Annotated in this window: 13 protein-coding genes; 3 read left to right on the top strand and 10 right to left on the bottom strand. The window is 59.1% G+C overall.

The genetic code is table 11. The features are described from left to right. Positions 1-31: 31 nt before the first annotated feature. Together ABVS15_RS04665 and ABVS15_RS04660 are read right to left on the bottom strand one after the other, a co-directional pair. Positions 32-1,906, bottom strand: coding sequence for a DUF4914 family protein (locus ABVS15_RS04665; protein ID WP_369282594.1), 1,875 nt, complete (start codon positions 1,904-1,906; stop codon positions 32-34). Between the two features lie 162 nt (positions 1,907-2,068). Then, on the bottom strand, positions 2,069-2,401 hold the full coding sequence (locus tag ABVS15_RS04660; protein ID WP_294856077.1) for a DUF3870 domain-containing protein: 333 nt from the start codon (positions 2,399-2,401) through the stop codon (positions 2,069-2,071). Between the two features lie 318 nt (positions 2,402-2,719). Here ABVS15_RS04660 and ABVS15_RS04655 point away from each other — a divergent pair, with 318 nt between their 5' ends. Next, on the top strand, positions 2,720-3,610 hold the full coding sequence (locus ABVS15_RS04655) for a DUF4392 domain-containing protein (protein ID WP_369282593.1): 891 nt from the start codon (positions 2,720-2,722) through the stop codon (positions 3,608-3,610). A 272-nt stretch (positions 3,611-3,882) separates the two neighbouring features. Here ABVS15_RS04655 and ABVS15_RS04650 read toward each other — a convergent pair whose 3' ends face one another. Next, positions 3,883-4,311 (bottom strand): EamA family transporter, encoded by a 429-nt coding sequence (locus ABVS15_RS04650; RefSeq protein ID WP_369282592.1) that lies wholly within the window; start codon positions 4,309-4,311, stop codon positions 3,883-3,885. A 293-nt stretch (positions 4,312-4,604) separates the two neighbouring features. Here ABVS15_RS04650 and ABVS15_RS04645 point away from each other — a divergent pair, with 293 nt between their 5' ends. Further along, positions 4,605-6,092 (top strand): NAD(P)/FAD-dependent oxidoreductase, encoded by a 1,488-nt coding sequence (locus tag ABVS15_RS04645; protein ID WP_369282591.1) that lies wholly within the window; start codon positions 4,605-4,607, stop codon positions 6,090-6,092. A gap of 156 nt (positions 6,093-6,248) precedes the next feature. Then, on the top strand, positions 6,249-6,701 hold the full coding sequence (locus ABVS15_RS04640; RefSeq protein ID WP_369282590.1) for a redoxin domain-containing protein: 453 nt from the start codon (positions 6,249-6,251) through the stop codon (positions 6,699-6,701). 110 nt (positions 6,702-6,811) lie between these two features. On the opposite strand, the gene carB is transcribed toward ABVS15_RS04640, so the two are convergent. The 7 genes from carB to ABVS15_RS04605 all read right to left on the bottom strand — a co-directional run bounded on the left by carB (position 6,812) and on the right by ABVS15_RS04605 (position 17,640). After that, positions 6,812-10,825 carry a carbamoyl-phosphate synthase large subunit gene (gene carB / locus ABVS15_RS04635; RefSeq protein ID WP_369282589.1) on the bottom strand — a complete coding sequence of 1,338 codons (4,014 nt, stop codon included), beginning with the start codon at positions 10,823-10,825 and terminating at the stop codon, positions 6,812-6,814. Further along, entirely contained in the window at positions 10,825-11,889 is a 1,065-nt protein-coding gene (locus tag ABVS15_RS04630) for a carbamoyl phosphate synthase small subunit (RefSeq protein ID WP_369282588.1), read from the bottom strand. Before ABVS15_RS04630 ends, carB begins: the two co-directional genes overlap by 1 nt. A gap of 335 nt (positions 11,890-12,224) precedes the next feature. Continuing rightward, the gene (locus ABVS15_RS04625; RefSeq protein WP_369282587.1) at positions 12,225-13,283 is read right to left on the bottom strand and encodes a BMP family protein; all 1,059 of its coding nucleotides are present in this window, start codon (positions 13,281-13,283) and stop codon (positions 12,225-12,227) included. A 54-nt stretch (positions 13,284-13,337) separates the two neighbouring features. Next, positions 13,338-14,285 carry an ABC transporter permease gene (locus ABVS15_RS04620; RefSeq protein ID WP_369282586.1) on the bottom strand — a complete coding sequence of 316 codons (948 nt, stop codon included), beginning with the start codon at positions 14,283-14,285 and terminating at the stop codon, positions 13,338-13,340. Then, positions 14,285-15,364, bottom strand: coding sequence for an ABC transporter permease (locus ABVS15_RS04615; protein ID WP_369282585.1), 1,080 nt, complete (start codon positions 15,362-15,364; stop codon positions 14,285-14,287). Before ABVS15_RS04615 ends, ABVS15_RS04620 begins: the two co-directional genes overlap by 1 nt. Next, positions 15,361-16,878: an ABC transporter ATP-binding protein gene (locus ABVS15_RS04610; protein WP_369282584.1), complete on the bottom strand. Its 1,518-nt coding sequence runs from the start codon at positions 16,876-16,878 to the stop codon at positions 15,361-15,363. Before ABVS15_RS04610 ends, ABVS15_RS04615 begins: the two co-directional genes overlap by 4 nt. A gap of 9 nt (positions 16,879-16,887) precedes the next feature. After that, positions 16,888-17,640 carry a 5-formyltetrahydrofolate cyclo-ligase gene (locus ABVS15_RS04605; protein WP_369282583.1) on the bottom strand — a complete coding sequence of 251 codons (753 nt, stop codon included), beginning with the start codon at positions 17,638-17,640 and terminating at the stop codon, positions 16,888-16,890. Positions 17,641-17,719 lie beyond the last annotated feature (79 nt).

Raw genomic sequence — 17,719 nt, 5'->3', positions numbered from 1 at the left:
AATTTTCCGTGCCGGGGCCGCTCTATGTCGTTTATTCAAGGCCCAACGGAAGAATTTTGCAGTAATCCTCCACGGTGCCGCCCGCGGCAAAGCACTCCAAAATCTGCCGACCCACCGGATGCAGCTCCGGCGTGTCGTAGACCTGCAGCTCCTTGGCAAAGAAGTCGGTGAGAATTTTGGCACCCACCCGATAGCCCTCCTCGCCGAGCAGCTCCTGCAATTCCGGGCGGAGAAATTTGGGCGGAATATGCTGTCCGTCCACCTTCATGTCCTTCAGGCAATAGCCCAAAATCGGACAGGGCGCGGCCGTCAGCCGGTCCATTCGCATATTCACGCCACCGCGCCGGGCCAGATATTCCCGGGAGATCCACTCCGGGGCAAAGCCCACCTGATAGATGCCGATATTCTGGTTGGGAATCAGCACATACCGGGTAGCGGTGCAGCGGAGAAACTGCTCCATCAGAAGATTCGCCTGCTTCACCCGCAGACCGGTGGCAAAGGGCCAATAGGACCCAACACCCTCCGCTGCCAGCGCCGAATCCCCGCTGACGGAGGGGTTGTTGTAGCCCCGAGGGGCCACCAGGCGCCACATCCACGCCAGCGCGGGGGGTAGAATGTGCAGCAGCCCCACGATGCCATAGCTGGGACGCTGGGCCGTTGACGGGGGCATCCGCACGCCGAAACTACGCACGTTCACCTCCACCGGCCCGGTAACGATGTTGTCCACCAGCCGCCGGGGAATGATGACCCGGGGATTGGAGCAGGGCCGTCCCGTAGAGTCCAGCGTATGCTCCCACAAAAGGCAGGTGGAATTGGGCACGCCGTCCAGATTGAAGAAAATCAACGGCTCCTTGGTGTGGATGGTGATGCGCTCGTACAGCCGGTCGCAGCCGTACTCCGTGATGCCATCCACCCGGACAAACCAGCCGTCTTCCCCGTCCGCCAGAGCCAGCTTGCCGTTTGCGGGCTGGAAATCCGGGGGACAGATGGCCATGTCGTCGGTCACGGGCTGGATGATACAGGTGTCGCTCATGCTGATATAATGGCGGGTGCCGCTGATGGAGTTCACACCCACCAGCACCCGTCCGTCGGAGTCCCGGTGCACACCCTCTAAAAGCTCACTCTTTCCCCCGCCGGACGCGCCCTCGTGCATCATCACCATCTCGTTTTCATAGGGAGTGATGATCCGGGCGGCAGAGGCGTGGGCCGTAACCCAGCCCTCCTGCTCACCAATATCCAGCAGCACACTGTACACGCCCTTTTTTGCGGAGGGGCCGGGATAGAGGTTATAGGAGAAAATCTCGTGGAGCTTTTCCCCACGGCTGTGCACCACCACCTGCCGCCCGCCAAAGCGGGTGTGGCGCAGGGGCGGGGCCACGTAGACGATGGCCCGGGGCTCAAATTTCTCCAGCTCCCGCACGTTGACAAAGGCCTGAAGCTGGGAGAGGGCAAAGGCAAAAAACGCCGCGTTCCGGGGGCAGACCAGCATCGCCTCGTAGCCATACTCGTATCCTCCGGCCTTAAAGGGAACCACAATCAGCTCCTGTCCGGAGAGCCAGTGGAACGTCTCCTCCCGCACCTCGTCAAAGGCATAGCCGTACACATTCTCAAACCGGGGCTTGTCGGTGGGCTGATCGTCGGCGATGCGCATGCAGTCCGGGTCCCGGCGGCGCATATAGTCCTCCGTGTAATTCACCACGGCTCCGTTTTTGCAGCGGACCACGTCCGCCTCGTGGACGGGCCGCCCATCCACATCGTACACCACGTCAATCTTTGTGGTATGCTCATTGCCGAAAATCAGCTCGTAAAGCGTCTCCTTGCTCTCCGGAACGATGACGCTGGGACTGCAATCCACAACAGCGGCCAGCTCCTCCGGCAATACAAAGCGTTTTAATATCTCATTCAAATCCGGTCCCTCGCTTCCAGTGCAGTTATCTGATCACTTTTTCAATCATTCGGTTGAAAAAATTCAGTGGTTAAATGATGCAACCGATTAACTATAACATATCTTTCGGTATTATTCAAGTCTGTTCCCCGCTTTTCGCGGGTCTTTCACAGTGCGCCCGCCTTAATCGCTTTCTCCGCTTTGCGCGGCGCGGTAGCGGTTGGCCGCGTCCTTCAGGCAGGCAATCAGTGGCTTTTGCGTCAGTGCGAAATAGCGGGTGCGGATGTCCGCCTCCATCGCCGCCAGGTCTTCGCCAAGGCGGCGACCCACCAGCAGTTCCCGCACAAACGCCGCCGTCACGTCCAGAATCGTGTTGCAGGCTGCATCCAGAATCAGCCCCGTGTCCCGCTCCAGCACCAGACTGATGTAAAACTCCCCGTGGGTCTGGCAGATAGCGTCGCCTCGGCTGGGCTTTGCCTGCCCCACCACCAAAATTGTGTTTTCCGGATACCCCATAGCCGCCCCTTTCCCTCCCCTTCCGGAGACACGCCGCCTTATTTTCATTCCAACCGGGCAGGCGTCATGAAGCCGTTATACCATAGATTTTGCCGAAAATCCAGCGTGAAATTTGTCCCCCGCCGCCTTGACGGCCCGGCCCTTCCCTGCTATACTGTCCCCAGACCAGAGCGGTCCGCTTTGGCTCTTTGATTCGTTTTTGCCCGCGCGGAACGCCCCTCCGGCGCTTCCTCCCGCGGTCAAGATCCACGAATTTTGTGTTACACAAAATCAGTGGGTCTTTTTTTGTTGAAAAGGCCCTCCTGCGGGAGGTATTTTATGGATTTTCACCAACAGCTCTGGGCGCTTCTGCGCCGGGATGAGACGGGCCGGGGGCTTGCCCGGTGGCTGCCCGCCCCGGATTTTGGCGCGCTGACCCGCACACTGCTTTCGGCAGAGCGGGTGGTGATTCTCACCGGCTTTCCGGTAGACTGCGGCGGCGTGTTCCACGGCGAGACGGACGGTCCCGGCGGCGCGGCAAATCTGGCCCGGGCGTTGATGGCAACAGGCTGCAACGCGACCCTGCTATGCGGGGGCGTCTCCCTCCCGCAGGTCCGCGCCGCCGCTGAGGTTCTTGCTCCGGAGGCGGAGATCGTCTGTCTTCCCGACAGGGGAACCGGGGCCTTTGCTCGGGACCTTCTAAACCAGCTCCGCCCCACTCACTTTTTCACCATCGAGCATCCCGGTAAAAGCGCAGACGGGCATTTTTACAATATGCACGGTCGGGTAATCGACGATATGGTGACGGACGCGGATTTTCTCCTGCCGCTAGCCCGCCGCCTGGGCGCGATTACCGTCGCCGTTGGCGACGGGGGAAACGAGCTGGGAATGGGCGCACTGCGCCCGGTGGTGGAGGCCCATGTGCCCCATGGAAAACGCCTTGCCACCGTGGGGCAGGCGGATTTCACGCTGGCCGCCGGGGTGTCCAACTGGTGGGGCTGGGCTGCGGCGGCGCTTTTGTCCGCCGCCACGGGACGGCGGCTGCTCCCCTCGCCGGAGGAGGAGCTACAAGCTCTGCGGGCTGTTATCTCCTCCGGCGGCGTGGACGGCTGCACCGGAAAGCCCGACCTCTCGGTAGACGCGCTGCCCCTGACCCTCCATCTGGAGCAGCTTGGCCGCATGGAGAACGCGCTGTGCGCCGCTCCGTCCCGCGTGCTCAGCGGCGTATAGTTCCCTTGTCCCGAAAAAGGCCAAGAAACGGAGGAGTTTTCCAGCGAAGGCTTTTCACGTTCCGGATCGCCTTTTGAGAGGTCAGGAAAAAGCCGCCGCATAAAAAACCTCACTTCAATTTCCGTTTGACGCGGAACACATCTGCAATGAGATACGCACAGCGGGGCCGGGCGGGAAATTCCCGCCCGGCCCCGCCCACTGTTTGCATTTTAGAGAATAATGATGTGCTTTTCATTCTTTCCTTTCAGGCTCCGCAGGAGCCTGAAAGGACCTTATTTGTTAATCAGAAACAGCCCCAGCATGCACACCAGAATCCCCAAAATTTTGGTGGAGCTGATCGTCTCGTGATAGGCAAACACGCCCACGAATATCAGGCATACGGCCAAAATACTGCTGTAAACCAGCTGCCCGCTGCTGACGTTCCAGCCCGCCTTATACATATAAATAGACCCGGCTTCCAGACCCACCACCGCGAAACCCAATACAAAGCTGCTCCAGTTGATACTCTGGTATTCCCGGAGCAAAGAGCCGCCCCGGTTCAGGGCAAAGTACATCAGTGCGGAAAACGCCGCGCCGATGGCATACGTCACGGTCAGCGCCGCAAAGGGATTGATTTCGGCCGGTGTCTCCTTGGAGCACACATTATAAAATACGTTTGAAAGCACTACCAGCGCAATGGGCCAGATCATTGAAAACGACATCGTTCTTCCTCCACGGCAAAAAAGCAGACAGCCAGACCAGCCTGACTGTCGAAAATACACATTCGAGCTATGCTATATGGTATCATACCGCATTTCTGATTGCAAGGCGAATCTGCTCCGCGTATAAATTCCGGGATTTTCCTTGAATGACTTGACGCGGGCGGGGTTTTCGGTAAAATAGGAAGTATGAGGGACAGGCCCGGGAAGACCCCGCTTCGGCCGCCGCACGGGCGGACCATTTAAGGGGAACGGCCCCACAGGCCCGGGATACGTCATAAAGGAGGCATCGCAGAGTGGAGCATTTTGATTTGGTCATTGTGGGAAGCGGCGCGGGACTGATGGTGATGGAGGCCGCTCTTGAAAAAGGTCTTCGCTGCGCGCTGATTGAGAAGGCAAAGCTGGGCGGAACCTGCCTGACAAAGGGCTGCATTCCGTCAAAAATGCTGGTTTATCCGGCGGATTTTATTCGGGAGGCGGAGCGTGCCTCCCACATCGGCGTCAACGTGGGTCGGCCTTTCATTGATTGGGAGGTTATCTCCCGCAGAATGTGGGCACAGATTGATTTCCACAAAACCATCGAAAAAAATTTAGGAAATTCTCCAAACCTAACGCTGTATAAGGGCACCGGCGTTTTTACCGGGCCCGGCAGCATGACCGTCCTGCGTGAGGACGGGACGAAGGAGGAACTCACCGGAGACAAATTTTTGCTGGCAGTGGGTGCCAGAACTGCCGTTCCCCCGGTGGAGGGCTTGGAAGAGGCCGGTTACGTCACCTCGGAGACTTTCTTTGGGGAAAAGTATCCCCAAAAGCCGTGGGAAAGTCTTGTGATCATCGGCGGTGGCTCCATCAGCACGGAATTTGCCCACATTTTCTCCGCATTCGGCACAAAGGTGACGATTCTCGTCCGCTCCGGCGGAATTTTGAACAAGGAAGAACCGGAGGTCGCAGAATTTGTCAGCCGCCAGTTTGCAGAAAACAGAATTGAAATTCTGACCCACAGCACCCCCGTCTCTGTCCGGGCGGAGGGCGGCAAAAAATACGTCACCGTAGAAAACAGCGCCACGAAAGAGCGGTCCGTTTTAGCGTGCGAGGAGATTTTCGCCGCCTCCGGCACCCGTTCCAATGCCGACACGCTGGACTTGGATAAGGCCGGAGTGGAGACGGACAAGCACGGCTGGATTGTGACAAACGGGTATCTTGAAACCTCTCAGCCCGGCATCTGGGCGCTGGGGGACGTGAACGGAAAATACCAGCTCCGGCACAAGGCCAATTTCGAGGCCCAGATTCTCAGCCAAAACCTGTTTTCCGGCGAAAGCAAGCAGGAGGTACGCTACGACGCCGTTCCCTGGGCCGTTTTCACCCATCCGCAGGTGGCGCATCTGGGCTTGACGGAGCAGGAGGTGCAGGAAAAAGGCATCCCATATCAGACGGCGTACAACCACTTTTCCGAAGTGGTGGGCGGTCGGGCCATGGGCTATCGGAAGCGCGACGGAGACGACGGGTTTGTAAAGGTCATTATCGGGTACGATAAAAAGCTGCTGGGCGTCCACATTGTGGGTCCGCAGGCAGCGGTGCTGCTCCAGCCTTTCGTATATCTTATGAACGCGGGCTACCAGTGTCCCAAGATCCGGCGTGCTTTGGCCGCCCGGGAGATGGACGACCTGAGAATCTTGTCCCCCAATCTGGGGACCTATGCCCCCATCAACAACTCCATGGTCATCCACCCCTCCCTCAACGAGCTGACCGCATGGGTCTTTGAAAAAATTCACATTCCGGGCTGAGCCTCCGGCTTATCCCGGTTTTCATAATAAGACCATTGAGACGCCATCGCTTCCCCGGAAAGCTGTTGGATAACCGCAAAACACCCAAACACAGGAGCGCGGCCGTCCGGGCCTGGTCCGCTCCCCACACATTATTTGAAAAGAGGAGGATTCAGCATGAACGCAATTCAAGTGGGCGCAAAAGCCCCCGACTTCACCCTGTCCGACGGATTCGGCAAGGAAATCAAGCTCTCCGACTATCGGGGCAAACAGGTACTGCTGTCCTGGCATCCGCTGGCGTGGACCAGCGTGTGCACCGACCAAATGCGGGCTCTGGAGACGCACTTCGACGCTTTCGCGGAAAAGAACACCGTGGCCATCGGACTGAGCGTGGACCCGGCCCCCGGCAAAAAGGCTTGGGCCACGGTTCTGGCCATTGAACAAACGCCCCTTGTCAGCGACTTCTGGCCTCTGGGCAAAGTCTCGCAGGACTACGGCGTGTATATGGAAAACCACGGCATGTCCGGCCGGGCCAATGTGCTGGTGGACGCCGAGGGCACCGTGAAATGGGTCAAGGTCTATCCCATTGGGGAGCTGCCGGACATTGATGAGGTACTCTCCGCCCTGTAAGGCAAAGGTTTCCCCGTAAAGGGCATTTTTCCACCAGACGGGAGGATAAGCGTCTTTCCCATCTGTAAAAAGCGCGGGCCGCAGATGCGGCCCGCGCTTTTCCGCTTCTCTTAATATTCCGCAGTGCCCTCGTACACCAGCGTTGCCCCGGCGGTGAGCGTCATCTCTTCCCCGGTATAGCGGACAAGCATATCCCCTCCGTCGGCTTTCACCGTGATGTCCCGATTTTTCGGGCAAAGGCCCAACTCCACTGCCGCGGCCACCGCCGCGCAGGCTCCGTCGCCGCAGGCCGCCGTCTCGCCGCTGCCCCGCTCCCAGACCCGCATTTTTACGGTGTTTTCGTTTACCACCCGGACAAACTCTGTATTGGTCCGCTCCGGCGCAAGCACGCCGCGTTCGAACCGTGGCCCCAGCGCCGCCACGTCCAGTTCGTCCACCCGGGGGCAGAACACCACACAGTGGGGACTTCCCATGTCCACGCAGGTGACACGCCATTCCGTTCCCCCGATTTCCACAGGCGCGTTCACAAGCCGCCGCCCCACGTCCAGCGAGGCCCGTCCCATGAAGACGCAGGCGGAGGAAACCTGCCCGTTCATGACCGAAAGCTCCACGGTTCGAACGCCGCTATCCGTCTCAATTTGCAGCTTTTCTTTCTCTGCAAGGCCCTTGTCGTACAGGTATTTTCCCATACACAGCAGGGCGTTGCCCGACATGCTTCCCTCGGACCCGTCGGCATTGAACAGGCGCATTTTCGCATCCGCCGTCTCGGAGGACTGCATCAGGACGATGCCGTCCGCTCCCACGCCGGTGTGACGGTCGCACAATGTAATGCAGAGAGATTCCGGGCAGGTAATGGCCCTGTCAAAATCCTCCAGAAACACAAAGTCGTTGCCGCAGGTCTGGAGCTTTGCGAAGGGAAGCTTCTGCCGCTTTGTCCGCAGGCGGCAGATGTCCACCAGCTCCGTGTTCTCCTGCGTATAGCGGCTGGCGAGAATGTCCGCCAGCGCGGCGGCGGTGTCCAGGCTGGTGAGACACGGAATCCCAAGCTGGACGCATCGATGGTTCAGATGGATGAAATCCCGGATATACGCCGGCTCTGTGGAGCCGGTGAGAATCACAAAGTCGATCTCCCCCGCTTCCAGCAGCTTAAACACCCGGTTGTCCTGCCCCAGCTTGCCAACCACCTCCACGTCCGCGCCAAGGCGGGAGATTTCATAGGCCGTGCGCTCGGTTCCGTAGAGCTTGTAGCCCAGGTCCACCAGCTTGCGGGCGATATGCACCACCTCCGGCTGGTCCCGGCGGTTGACGGAGATAAGGATGCCGCCCCGGCGCTCCCGTTCCACCCGATAGCCTGCGGAAACCAGCCCTTTGAACAGGGCCTCCTGCAAATTTTTCCCAAGGCCCAGCACCTCTCCTGTGGATTTCATCTCCGGGGAGAGGGCGGCATTTGCGTCGGTGAGCTTTTCAAAGGAGAAGACGGGAACCTTCACGGCCACATAGGGCGGCGTTTTATAAAGTCCCGTGCCGTAACCCAGCGTGCGCAGGCGCTGCCCGGTCATCACCCGGGCGGCCAAATCTACCATGGGCACCCCTGTCACCTTGGAAAGATAGGGCACCGTGCGGCTGGCCCGGGGGTTCACCTCAATGACATACAGCTCGCCCTGATAAATTAAATACTGGATGTTGACAAGTCCCTTGGTTTTCAGACTGAGGGCCAGCTTTTCCGAGCAGTCCACAATGGTTTTCAGCAGCCGGTCGTTGATATTAAACGGCGGATAGACCGCGATGGAATCCCCGGAGTGAACCCCGGTGCGCTCAATGTGCTGCATCACGCCGGGAATCAGCACGTCCGTCCCGTCCGAAATCACGTCCACTTCCAGTTCCCAGCCCTGAAGATACTGGTCCACCAGAATCGGCTCCCCATTTCCGTTGGCCAGAATCGGTTCCATATAGCGGCGGACCTCCGCCTCGTTGTGGGCGATGACCATGTTTTGCCCCCCGATGACGTAGGAGGGCCGCAGCAGCACGGGATATCCCAGCTCCCCGGCAGCGGAAAGGGCCTGATCCAGGCTCTGCACCGCCCGGCCCTGCGGCCGCTTGATGGAAAACCGCTCCAACAGCGCGTCAAATTGCTCCCGGTCCTCCGCCATGTCAATGGATTCGGCGGAGGTGCCTAAGATTTTTATCCCCTGTGCATCCAAGAACTTTGTCAGCTTGATGGCAGTCTGCCCGCCGAAAGCCACCACCACGCCCACCGGGCGCTCCACCTCGATGATGTGCAGCACGTCCTCGGGGCAAAGCGGCTCGAAATACAGCCGGTCGGCGGTGTCGTAGTCCGTGGAGACGGTTTCGGGGTTGTTGTTGACGATGACCACCTCATAGCCCAGCTTTTTCAGCGTCCAGACGCAGTGGACGGAGGAATAGTCGAATTCAATGCCCTGCCCGATGCGGATGGGACCGGAGCCAAGCACCAGCACGACAGGTTTTCCGCTGCGGGGAAAGGGCCGGGACTCGCAGGTCTTGTCAAAGCAGGAGTAAAAATAGGGGGTCTGTGCGTCAAACTCCGCCGCGCAAGTGTCCACCATTTTATAAACAGCAGGCTTGGCCCCGCCGGGAAGCGCCGCCCCACCGGACAATCGCAGCAGCGACGCATCGAGATAGCCGTACCGCTTACCAGTTTCGTAGTGCGCCGCAGTCAGTCCGTCCCTTGTCAGGCAGTTTTCAAAAGCCGCAAGATTTTGAAGTTTTCCCAGAAACCAGCGGTCGATTTTTGTAATCCGGTGGATTTCCTCCACGTCCACGTCCGCTTTCAGCGCTTCGAACACCGTGAAAAGCCGTCGGTCATCCACCCGGGCCAGCCGCTCCCGGAGGGGCGCGTTATCTCCGTCTTCCGTCGGACGGTTCAGGGTGTCCAGTCCGATTTCTGCACCCCGGACGGCCTTCATGATGGCCATTTCAAAGCCGGGGGCAATGGCCATCACCTCGCCAGTGGCCTTCATCTGAGTGCCCAGCTTCCGACTGGCGTCGGCAAATTTATCAAAAGGCCACTTGGGGATTTTCGCCACAATGTAATCCAGCGCCGGTTCAAAACAGGCGCAGGTTTTGCCCGTCACATCGTTTTTGATTTCGTCCAGCGTATAGCCAAGGGCAATTTTCGCCGTGACCTTGGCGATGGGATAGCCCGTGGCCTTGGAGGCCAGCGCGGAGGAGCGGGAAACCCGGGGGTTCACCTCAATCACCGCGTACTGAAAGCTGTCGGGGTCCAGCGCAAGCTGGCAGTTGCACCCGCCCACAATGCCAAGAGATGAGATGATGTCCAGCGACGCGGTACGCAGCATTTGAAATTCGCGGTCCGAAAGGGTCTGGGCGGGAGCCACCACGATGGAGTCCCCGGTGTGGACCCCCACGGGGTCCAGATTTTCCATGGAGCACACGGCAATGACATTGCCGGCGGCGTCCCGAATCGTCTCAAACTCAATTTCCTTCCAGCCGAAAATGGCCCGCTCCACCAAAATCTGCGAAATGGGGGACGCGTCCAGCCCGGTGGCCGATATAATTCGCAGCTCCTCCCGGTCCGCCGCCGCGCCGCCGCCCGCGCCGCCCAGCGTAAACGCCGGGCGCACAATGACGGGATAGCCGATTTGCTCCGCCACGGCAAGGGCTTCGTCCACGGTGTTGGCAATGTCCGAAGGAACCACGGGCTGACCAATGGCTTCCATGGCCTCTTTAAACAGCTCCCGGTCCTCCGCCTTGGAGATGGCCTGCGCATCGGTTCCCAGCAGGCGGACGCCCTCCCGCTCCAAAAAGCCCTCCTTGGCAAGCTGCATGGCAAGGGTCAGTCCCGTCTGCCCGCCGAGAGAGGCCAAAAGGCTATCGGGCTTCTCCTTTTTAATGATGCGCTTTACCGTGGTTACGGTGAGTGGCTCCAAGTAAATTTCATCCGCCATGGCCTGATCGGTCATAATGGTGGCGGGATTGGAGTTGCACAAAACAACCTCCACCCCCGCCTCTTTTAAAACGCGGCAGGCCTGCGCCCCCGCGTAGTCAAATTCAGCGGCCTGTCCGATGACAATCGGACCGGAACCGATGACCAGTGTTTTTTTAATCGATGTATCCAAAGGCATTACAGGCACTCTCCCTTCATCAGCGCGGCAAAGCGGTCAAACAGAAATGCGGTGTCCTCCGGCCCGGAATGGGCCTCCGGATGGAACTGGACGGTGAACGCCCTCAGCTCCGGATAGTCGATGCCCTCGCAGGTGCCGTCGTTGGCGTTGACATAGCGGACGCGCCCGGCGGGCACAGAATCGGCATCCACCGCGTAGCCATGGTTCTGGCTGGTGATAAAGGTCCGGGGTCCGTTTTGGTCCCGCACGGGCTGGTTCACACCCCGGTGTCCGTATTTCATTTTATAGGTCTGCCCGCCCAGCGCCAGCGCCAGAAGCTGGTGCCCAAGGCAGATGCCGAACAGGGGCAGCTTTCCAGCAAGCTCTTTGAGCTGGTCAATCTGAAATTTGGCCTCCGCCGGGTCCCCGGGACCATTGGAGAGCATCACGCCGTCCGGCTTTATGGCCAGCACCTCCGCCGCCGTGGTCATCGCGGGCAGGACCGTCACCTCACAGCCCCGCTTTTGAAGCTCCCGAACGATGTTGCGCTTGGCACCGTAGTCCAACAGAGCCACGGAATGCTTCTTTTCTCCTGCTGCCGGATATACCTGCGCTTCCCGGCAGGTAACAGACGCCACTGCACCGGTGACGGCATATGCCTGCACCTTTTCCAGCCCGGCGGGCGGCGCGGCGCAAATTGTGGCGTTCATCACGCCGTGCTCCCGGATAATCCTGGTGAGCTCCCGGGTGTCCACCCCGCAGATGCCCGGGACGTTCTCCCGTTTCAGGTATGCATCCAAATCCATTTCACAGCGGAAGTTGGACGGAGCGGTGCACCACTCCCGGGCAACATAGCCCCGGACGGTGCAGCTTCCCTCAAAATCCTCCGGGATCACGCCGTAGTTTCCCATCAGGGGATAGGTCTGCAACACAATCTGCCCGTAATAGCTGGGGTCCGTCAGCGTTTCAAGATAGCCGCACATGCCGGTGGTAAACACCAGCTCCCCCACCGTGTCTCCGCCTGCGCCGAAGCGAATTCCTTCAAATACCTGTCCGTCCTGCAAAACCAGATACGCCTTTTCCATGCCTTTTTGACCGTCCCTTTCCCGTCCGCAAGCCCACCTTGGCGGCTCCTTTTCATTTAAAAGTATTATCCACTTTTCCGGTTCTTCCGTCAATCCATTTATGAAAATTTATTCATATATATATGAATAAATTTTCTCCGAATGACTATTCTGCTTTTTGTCTATTTTATGCAGTCCCTAATTGCCATCATTTTTATAATGCACCCGCTTTTTACGCGCGCAAAGAAGCCGCCTATCCCCGGCTGCACAAGAGCTTGTTCAGGCCGCCCGTGGGGCGGGCCTGAACAAGCTCAAAGAAGTGGGGCTCAATATGGGCCCCGGAGTGCGGGGCAGTCTCAGTTTTCGTTGTAATTGGGGGTAATCACCAGCTCGCCGCTCTTGATCTGATCGATCACGGCATTCACCTGTCCGGCCACGTCATCGGAAACCTCTGTGCTGAAAGCCGCCATGCTGACCACGCCGTCGTGCAGGCCGGGGAAGGCCTGTCCGCCATAACCGCCCGCTTTGATGAGGTCAATCTGAGAGGAAATCATGTAGGGAATGTCCACCATCATGGAGGTGAGGCACAGCCCGTCGGCAACCAGCGCAGACTGGTCGGAGGTATAGCCGATGCAGTAGACCTTTTCGGCACTGCATGCCTCCAAAACACCAAGGCCCGTGTGGTCGCAGGTCTGGAGAATCACGTCCACGCCGTCCTCAATCATGGCGATTGCGGTTTCTTTGCCAAGAGCGGAATCGTCAAAGGTTCCGGTAATGACGGTTTTCACCTCGACGTCGGCACTGACGCTGGCAACACCCTCAATAAACGCGTTTTTATCAGACTGCTGGGTGGTGTTGTTGCCGCCGCCCACATAGCCGACCTTGCCGCTCTTTGTCATCAGGGCGGCAACCACGCCGGAGACATAGGCCCCCTCGCACTCGCGGTAATCCGCAAACATGATGTTGGCTGGCAGGTCCGCTTCGGAAATGTCTTCGGGGGCGTTGCCGGTGATGAAGAAATTCACATTGGGATAATCCTCCGCCACGCGGCAGCAGGCGTCGCCATACTGGGCGCCGTGACCGATGACGAAGTCATAGCCGTCCTCGCAATAGCTGCGGAACACCGCCTCCATATCGTTGGAGCCCACATTCTCCGTATACGCCACCTCGTAGCCCGCGTCCTTGATCTGCATCAGGCCCTCGTACGCAGTCTGGTTCCAGGACTCGTCGGTAATGGAGCCGGGCAGCAAGATGGCAATTTTAGAGACGGTGGAGCGATCGCTCACCGCGGAGGACGCGCCGCCCGATGCGGGGGCGGCGGATTGACCGGCGGGGCTGCCGCCGCAGCCGGCAAGCATTCCGGCGGACAGAGTCAGCGTCAGCGCAAGAGAGAGAATTTTTGTGTGTCTTTTCATAAGGGACCTCCTAAAAATATATCGTATCTTCCTTTGGAAGCGAGGATTTGTACGTCAGCGGCGTTCCCGTTCAAAGGGTATGCCCAACTCTCGCGGCGCTCTGATATTCCGGCCTGCCAGAACCAGCACCAGCACGGTAATCAGGTAAGGCAGGGCCACAAAAAATTGATAGGGCAGAGACGAACCCAGCACCTGCAAACGGATTTGCAAAGCCTGAATGGAGCCAAAGCCGAAGGCGGCGACCACCGCCATCAGCGGGTTCCAGCGAGCCAGAATCACGATTGCAAGGCAGATGAAGCCCCGGCCCGCCGAAATGGCCTCCGTAAACGTGCCGACGGAGCTCAGCGTCAGCGAGGCCCCAGCCACCCCGGCGGAAAACCCGCAGAACATGTATGAGAGAAACCGAAACCGGGCAACCCGGATGCCGCAGGCCTGCGCCGCCTTGGGATTCTCCCCAGCAGCCGCCAGCCGAAGGCCCAGCTTCGTTTTCGCAAGGACAAAGTACACCACCGCCGCTAACAAAACAGACAGATAGGTCAAAATATCCTGATTAAAGAAAACGTCCCCTACAAACGGCAGCCTGCTCAGGCCCGGAATTGGAATGTGCGAAAACGTCTCCACGGAAATATTGGCATTGGAAGTACCGAAAATCAGGCGGTTTAAAAAATTGGTGAAGCCCATGGCAAAAATATTGAACATGATGCCCACAATCGCCTGGTCCTGCCGAAGCAGCACGGACCACACCGCCACGATGACGCTGCTGAGCATTCCCGCCGCTGCGCCCATCAGAACGCCCGCCCACAAGCTGCCGGTACGCAGGGCAAACAGATAGGAGAAAAACGCGCCAAAAAGCATTTCGCCCTCGATGCAGATGCCCATAACCCCGGATTTCTCCGACAGAGTATCCCCCACGGAGCCGTAAATCAAGGGGACACTCTGCCGCACGCCGGAGGCGAACAGCGCCGCGAGAAACCCGGCGTTGAAAACACTGGATGCATCCATCAGCTTCTGTCCCCCTTCCGTCCAAGCTTCATTCCGCCCACAGCCATTCCCAGCAGGACAAACAGCACGATGAGGGCCTCCAATACGCTGGTAAACGAGGTTGGAATCCCGGTTTTCACCTGCATGGTCACAGAGCCCGCCGATAGCAGCGCCATAAACAGCGCGGCAGCAGCGATACCCAGCGGATGAAGCCCGCCCAGCATGGCCACCACGATGCCGCCGAAGCCGAAGTCCCCCGCCACACCCTCCATCAGCCGCATGGTGTTGCCGCTGACTTGCAGTGCGCCCGCAAGGCCGCACAGCGCGCCGCTGAGCACCATGGCAAGAAAGTAATACCGATCCTTAGGCACGCCGCCGTAAACAGCGGCTTTTTCACTGTCGCCCAGCGCCCGCAGACGATAACCAAAGGCGGTGCGCCGCACAATCACGCCGTAAACCACCGTCAGCACCAGCGCGATCAGCACCCCCCAGTTCAGCCGGGAGGTGGCCCACAGCTTGGGCAGAGCCGCCGCCAGCTTGGCGGACTGGGGCTCGGCGCCGCTGCGCAGCGGGTAAAACACCAGATAGCTGATAATCTGCCGGGCCACATAATTAAGCATCAGGGTAATGATAATTTCACTGGCGTGAAACTTAAATTTAAAGTATCCGGCAATCGCCGCCCAGCCCGCACCCAGCGCCACGCCCAGCAAAATTCCCGCCGGGAGGGACCAGATCCCCAACGCGCCTCCCACGGGGGGGATGCCCATCAAGGTCATGCCCAGCGCGCCGAAGAGCATCTGCCCCTCTCCGCCCAGATTGCTGAGCTTTGCATGAAAGGCAAAGGACACGCCGATTCCCACCAGCAGCAGCGGCGTGAAGTACATAGACACCTCGCCCAGCGCCGTGACGGAGGTTAACGGACGGATCAGCATGTAATAATAGGCCTCCAGCGGATTTGCCCCCACCGCCAGAATAAACACGGAGCCAACCAGCATCGCCGCCGCCACAGACGCCGGAAGCAGCAGCAGCCTGCTGACGCCGCCCTGTCTCTTTCCGGCAAGACCGCCCACGGAAGCCGCAAGGGAGGATATTCTATTCATGCCTGTCCTCCCATCATCATCAGAATGATATCCTGCGGCGTGGTTTCCTCCGGTCGGCACTGCCCCACCACGCGGCCCCGGTACAGCACCACAATTCGGTCGGAAAGAGCGAACAGCTCGTCCAAGTCGCCGGAAAACAGCACAATGCCAACGCCCGCTTCCTTGGCCCGGGTCAATTGGCTGCGCACAAACCACGCCGCCTTCATATCCAGTCCCCGGGTGGGGTAGGAGCACACAAGCGCCTTGGGCGCGCCCCCCAGCTCCCTGGCGAGAATAAATTTTTGAAGATTGCCGCCGGAGAGGTTGGCACTGCGGGTCATGCAGTCCGCCCCCCGCACGTCAAACTCCTCCATGGCCCGGGATGCCTGCCCCGCCGCCGCGCGAAGGTCCGTCAGCCCGTGCCGCTTGGGCCAATTCCGGTTGCGCAGCAGCCAGTTTTCCCGGAGGGGAAAATTCGGAACGGTGCCCACCGTATTCCGGTCGGAGGGGATATAGCCCACGCCGCTTTCGATAAAGCGCCCCGCCTTTGCGGAATTTAGCAGCTTCCCGTCCACCTGTATTTCCCCCGAAAAAGCGGGCCGCACACCGGCAAGGACCTCGGCAAGCTCGTCCTGTCCGTTTCCCTCCACGCCGGCCACGCCCACGATTTCCCCGCAGTGCACCGTCAGGTCCACGCCGTTCAGGGTTTTCACCCCGCGATCGTCAACCCCTTCCAGCTGTTCACAGGAAAGGCACACCCGCTCCCCGGCGGGCTTTTTTACATAGCTGCCAAGGTCCGGCAGGTCGTCGCCGGACATCATTCGCAGAATAAGTGCCTGATCGGCCTGCGCCGTTGCCACCTCTCCCGTGACCTTTCCGTGGGACAGGACGCTGATCCGGTGGCTGACCCGCAGCACTTCCCCCAGCTTATGGCTGATAAAAATGACGCCCTTGCCCTGCGCCGCCATCTCCCGAATCATTTCAAACAGCGCTTCGCACTCCTGCGGCAGCAGCACAGCGGTAGGCTCGTCCAGAATCAAGATTTCCGCGCCGGTGTACAGCAGCTTTAGAATTTCGATTTTCTGCTGCATGCTGATGCTCAACCGCTCCACGGGACAGTCCAGCTCCACCTCGATGTGATACTGCTCCTTCAGCTTTTCAAGCTCCGCGCGCACCTTTTTCCGGTTCCACACGGTCAAAGAGGCCGTCCCGTCCATCAGGCACACATTCTGCACCGCATCAAACCGGCCCACCAGCATGAAATGCTGGTGCACCATGCCGACGCCGTTGCGCATAGCGTCCTCCGGGCCGGAGATTTTCACCTCTTTGCCGCGAAGCAGGATGCGGCCCGCGTCGGGATGATACATGCCGAAGATAATGTTCATGAGGGTGCTTTTCCCCGCGCCGTTTTCCCCCAGCAGGGCCAGCACCTCTCCGCTGTTTAGATGCAGGTCGATGGAGTCGTTAGCCGCCGTCGCGCCAAAGTATTTCGAGATGCCTCGCAGCTCCAAAAGCCTGCTTTCAAGCTCTTTCATAGCGACTTCTTATTTGCAGTGGGTCCGGCACCACAGCTCCTGTACCGGGGGAATCTGCTCCCGCATTCCGGGGGCGAGACGGCACCAGATGATGCCCTTGCCGGGCCGGGGAAACTCGTGGCGGGTTTCAAGAATCCGGGTGGGGGTCACGATGTAATCAATTGCCGTGTCGTATTCCTCCACGGTCACATCCACGTCCGCCACCTGGCAGTCATGGCCCGCGCCGATAATCACGGTGGACGCATCAGCCATTCCGCAGGAGGACAGCATGGCCCACTCCAGATCGAAGTAGCCATGTCCCTTGCCGAAGCGGATGCCGCTGGGCGTGATGGCGGAGGCCCCGGTGACCATCATGTCGATGTGGCCCACGCTCTTCGCCAGCTGCTCCAGCGTCTGGTGCTTCCAGTAGCGGGATACGCCGTCAAGCAGGGAGGCGACCTCCTCCTTTCCCTCGGGAATCTGGCCGGGGGCAATCATAAAAAAACCGCGGGTAATGCCATAATTGGTCATGACCACGGTTTTTTGATCCCGAAACGCCTGTTCACGCAGCGTCTCTAAATTATTGTCGGGGGTAATGAAAATAACCTCCGCGTTTTTGTACATTTCCGTTGTCGTCAGCAGCGCGGTTCCCTGCTCGCTGCCCTCGTAATCACAAATAAACTCTGAAAACTCCCAGCTAAACTTGGAGTCCGGCTTTGCCACCTTCAAAAGATCCTCCCAGATTTTGACCCGCGCCGTCCTCGCGTCCATCTTTGCTTCCATCCCGTTCTCCTTCTCCTTTATCCCCGTTTTGCCAAAATCACCGAGAATAAAGGTAATACCTCTATAATTGGCTATCTGA

Source organism: Oscillibacter sp. GMB15532, assembly GCF_041020825.1.
GTDB lineage: Bacteria > Bacillota > Clostridia > Oscillospirales > Oscillospiraceae > Oscillibacter.
Note: the sequence above shows the minus strand (reverse complement) of the source record. Positions and strands in the feature narration are given on the sequence as shown.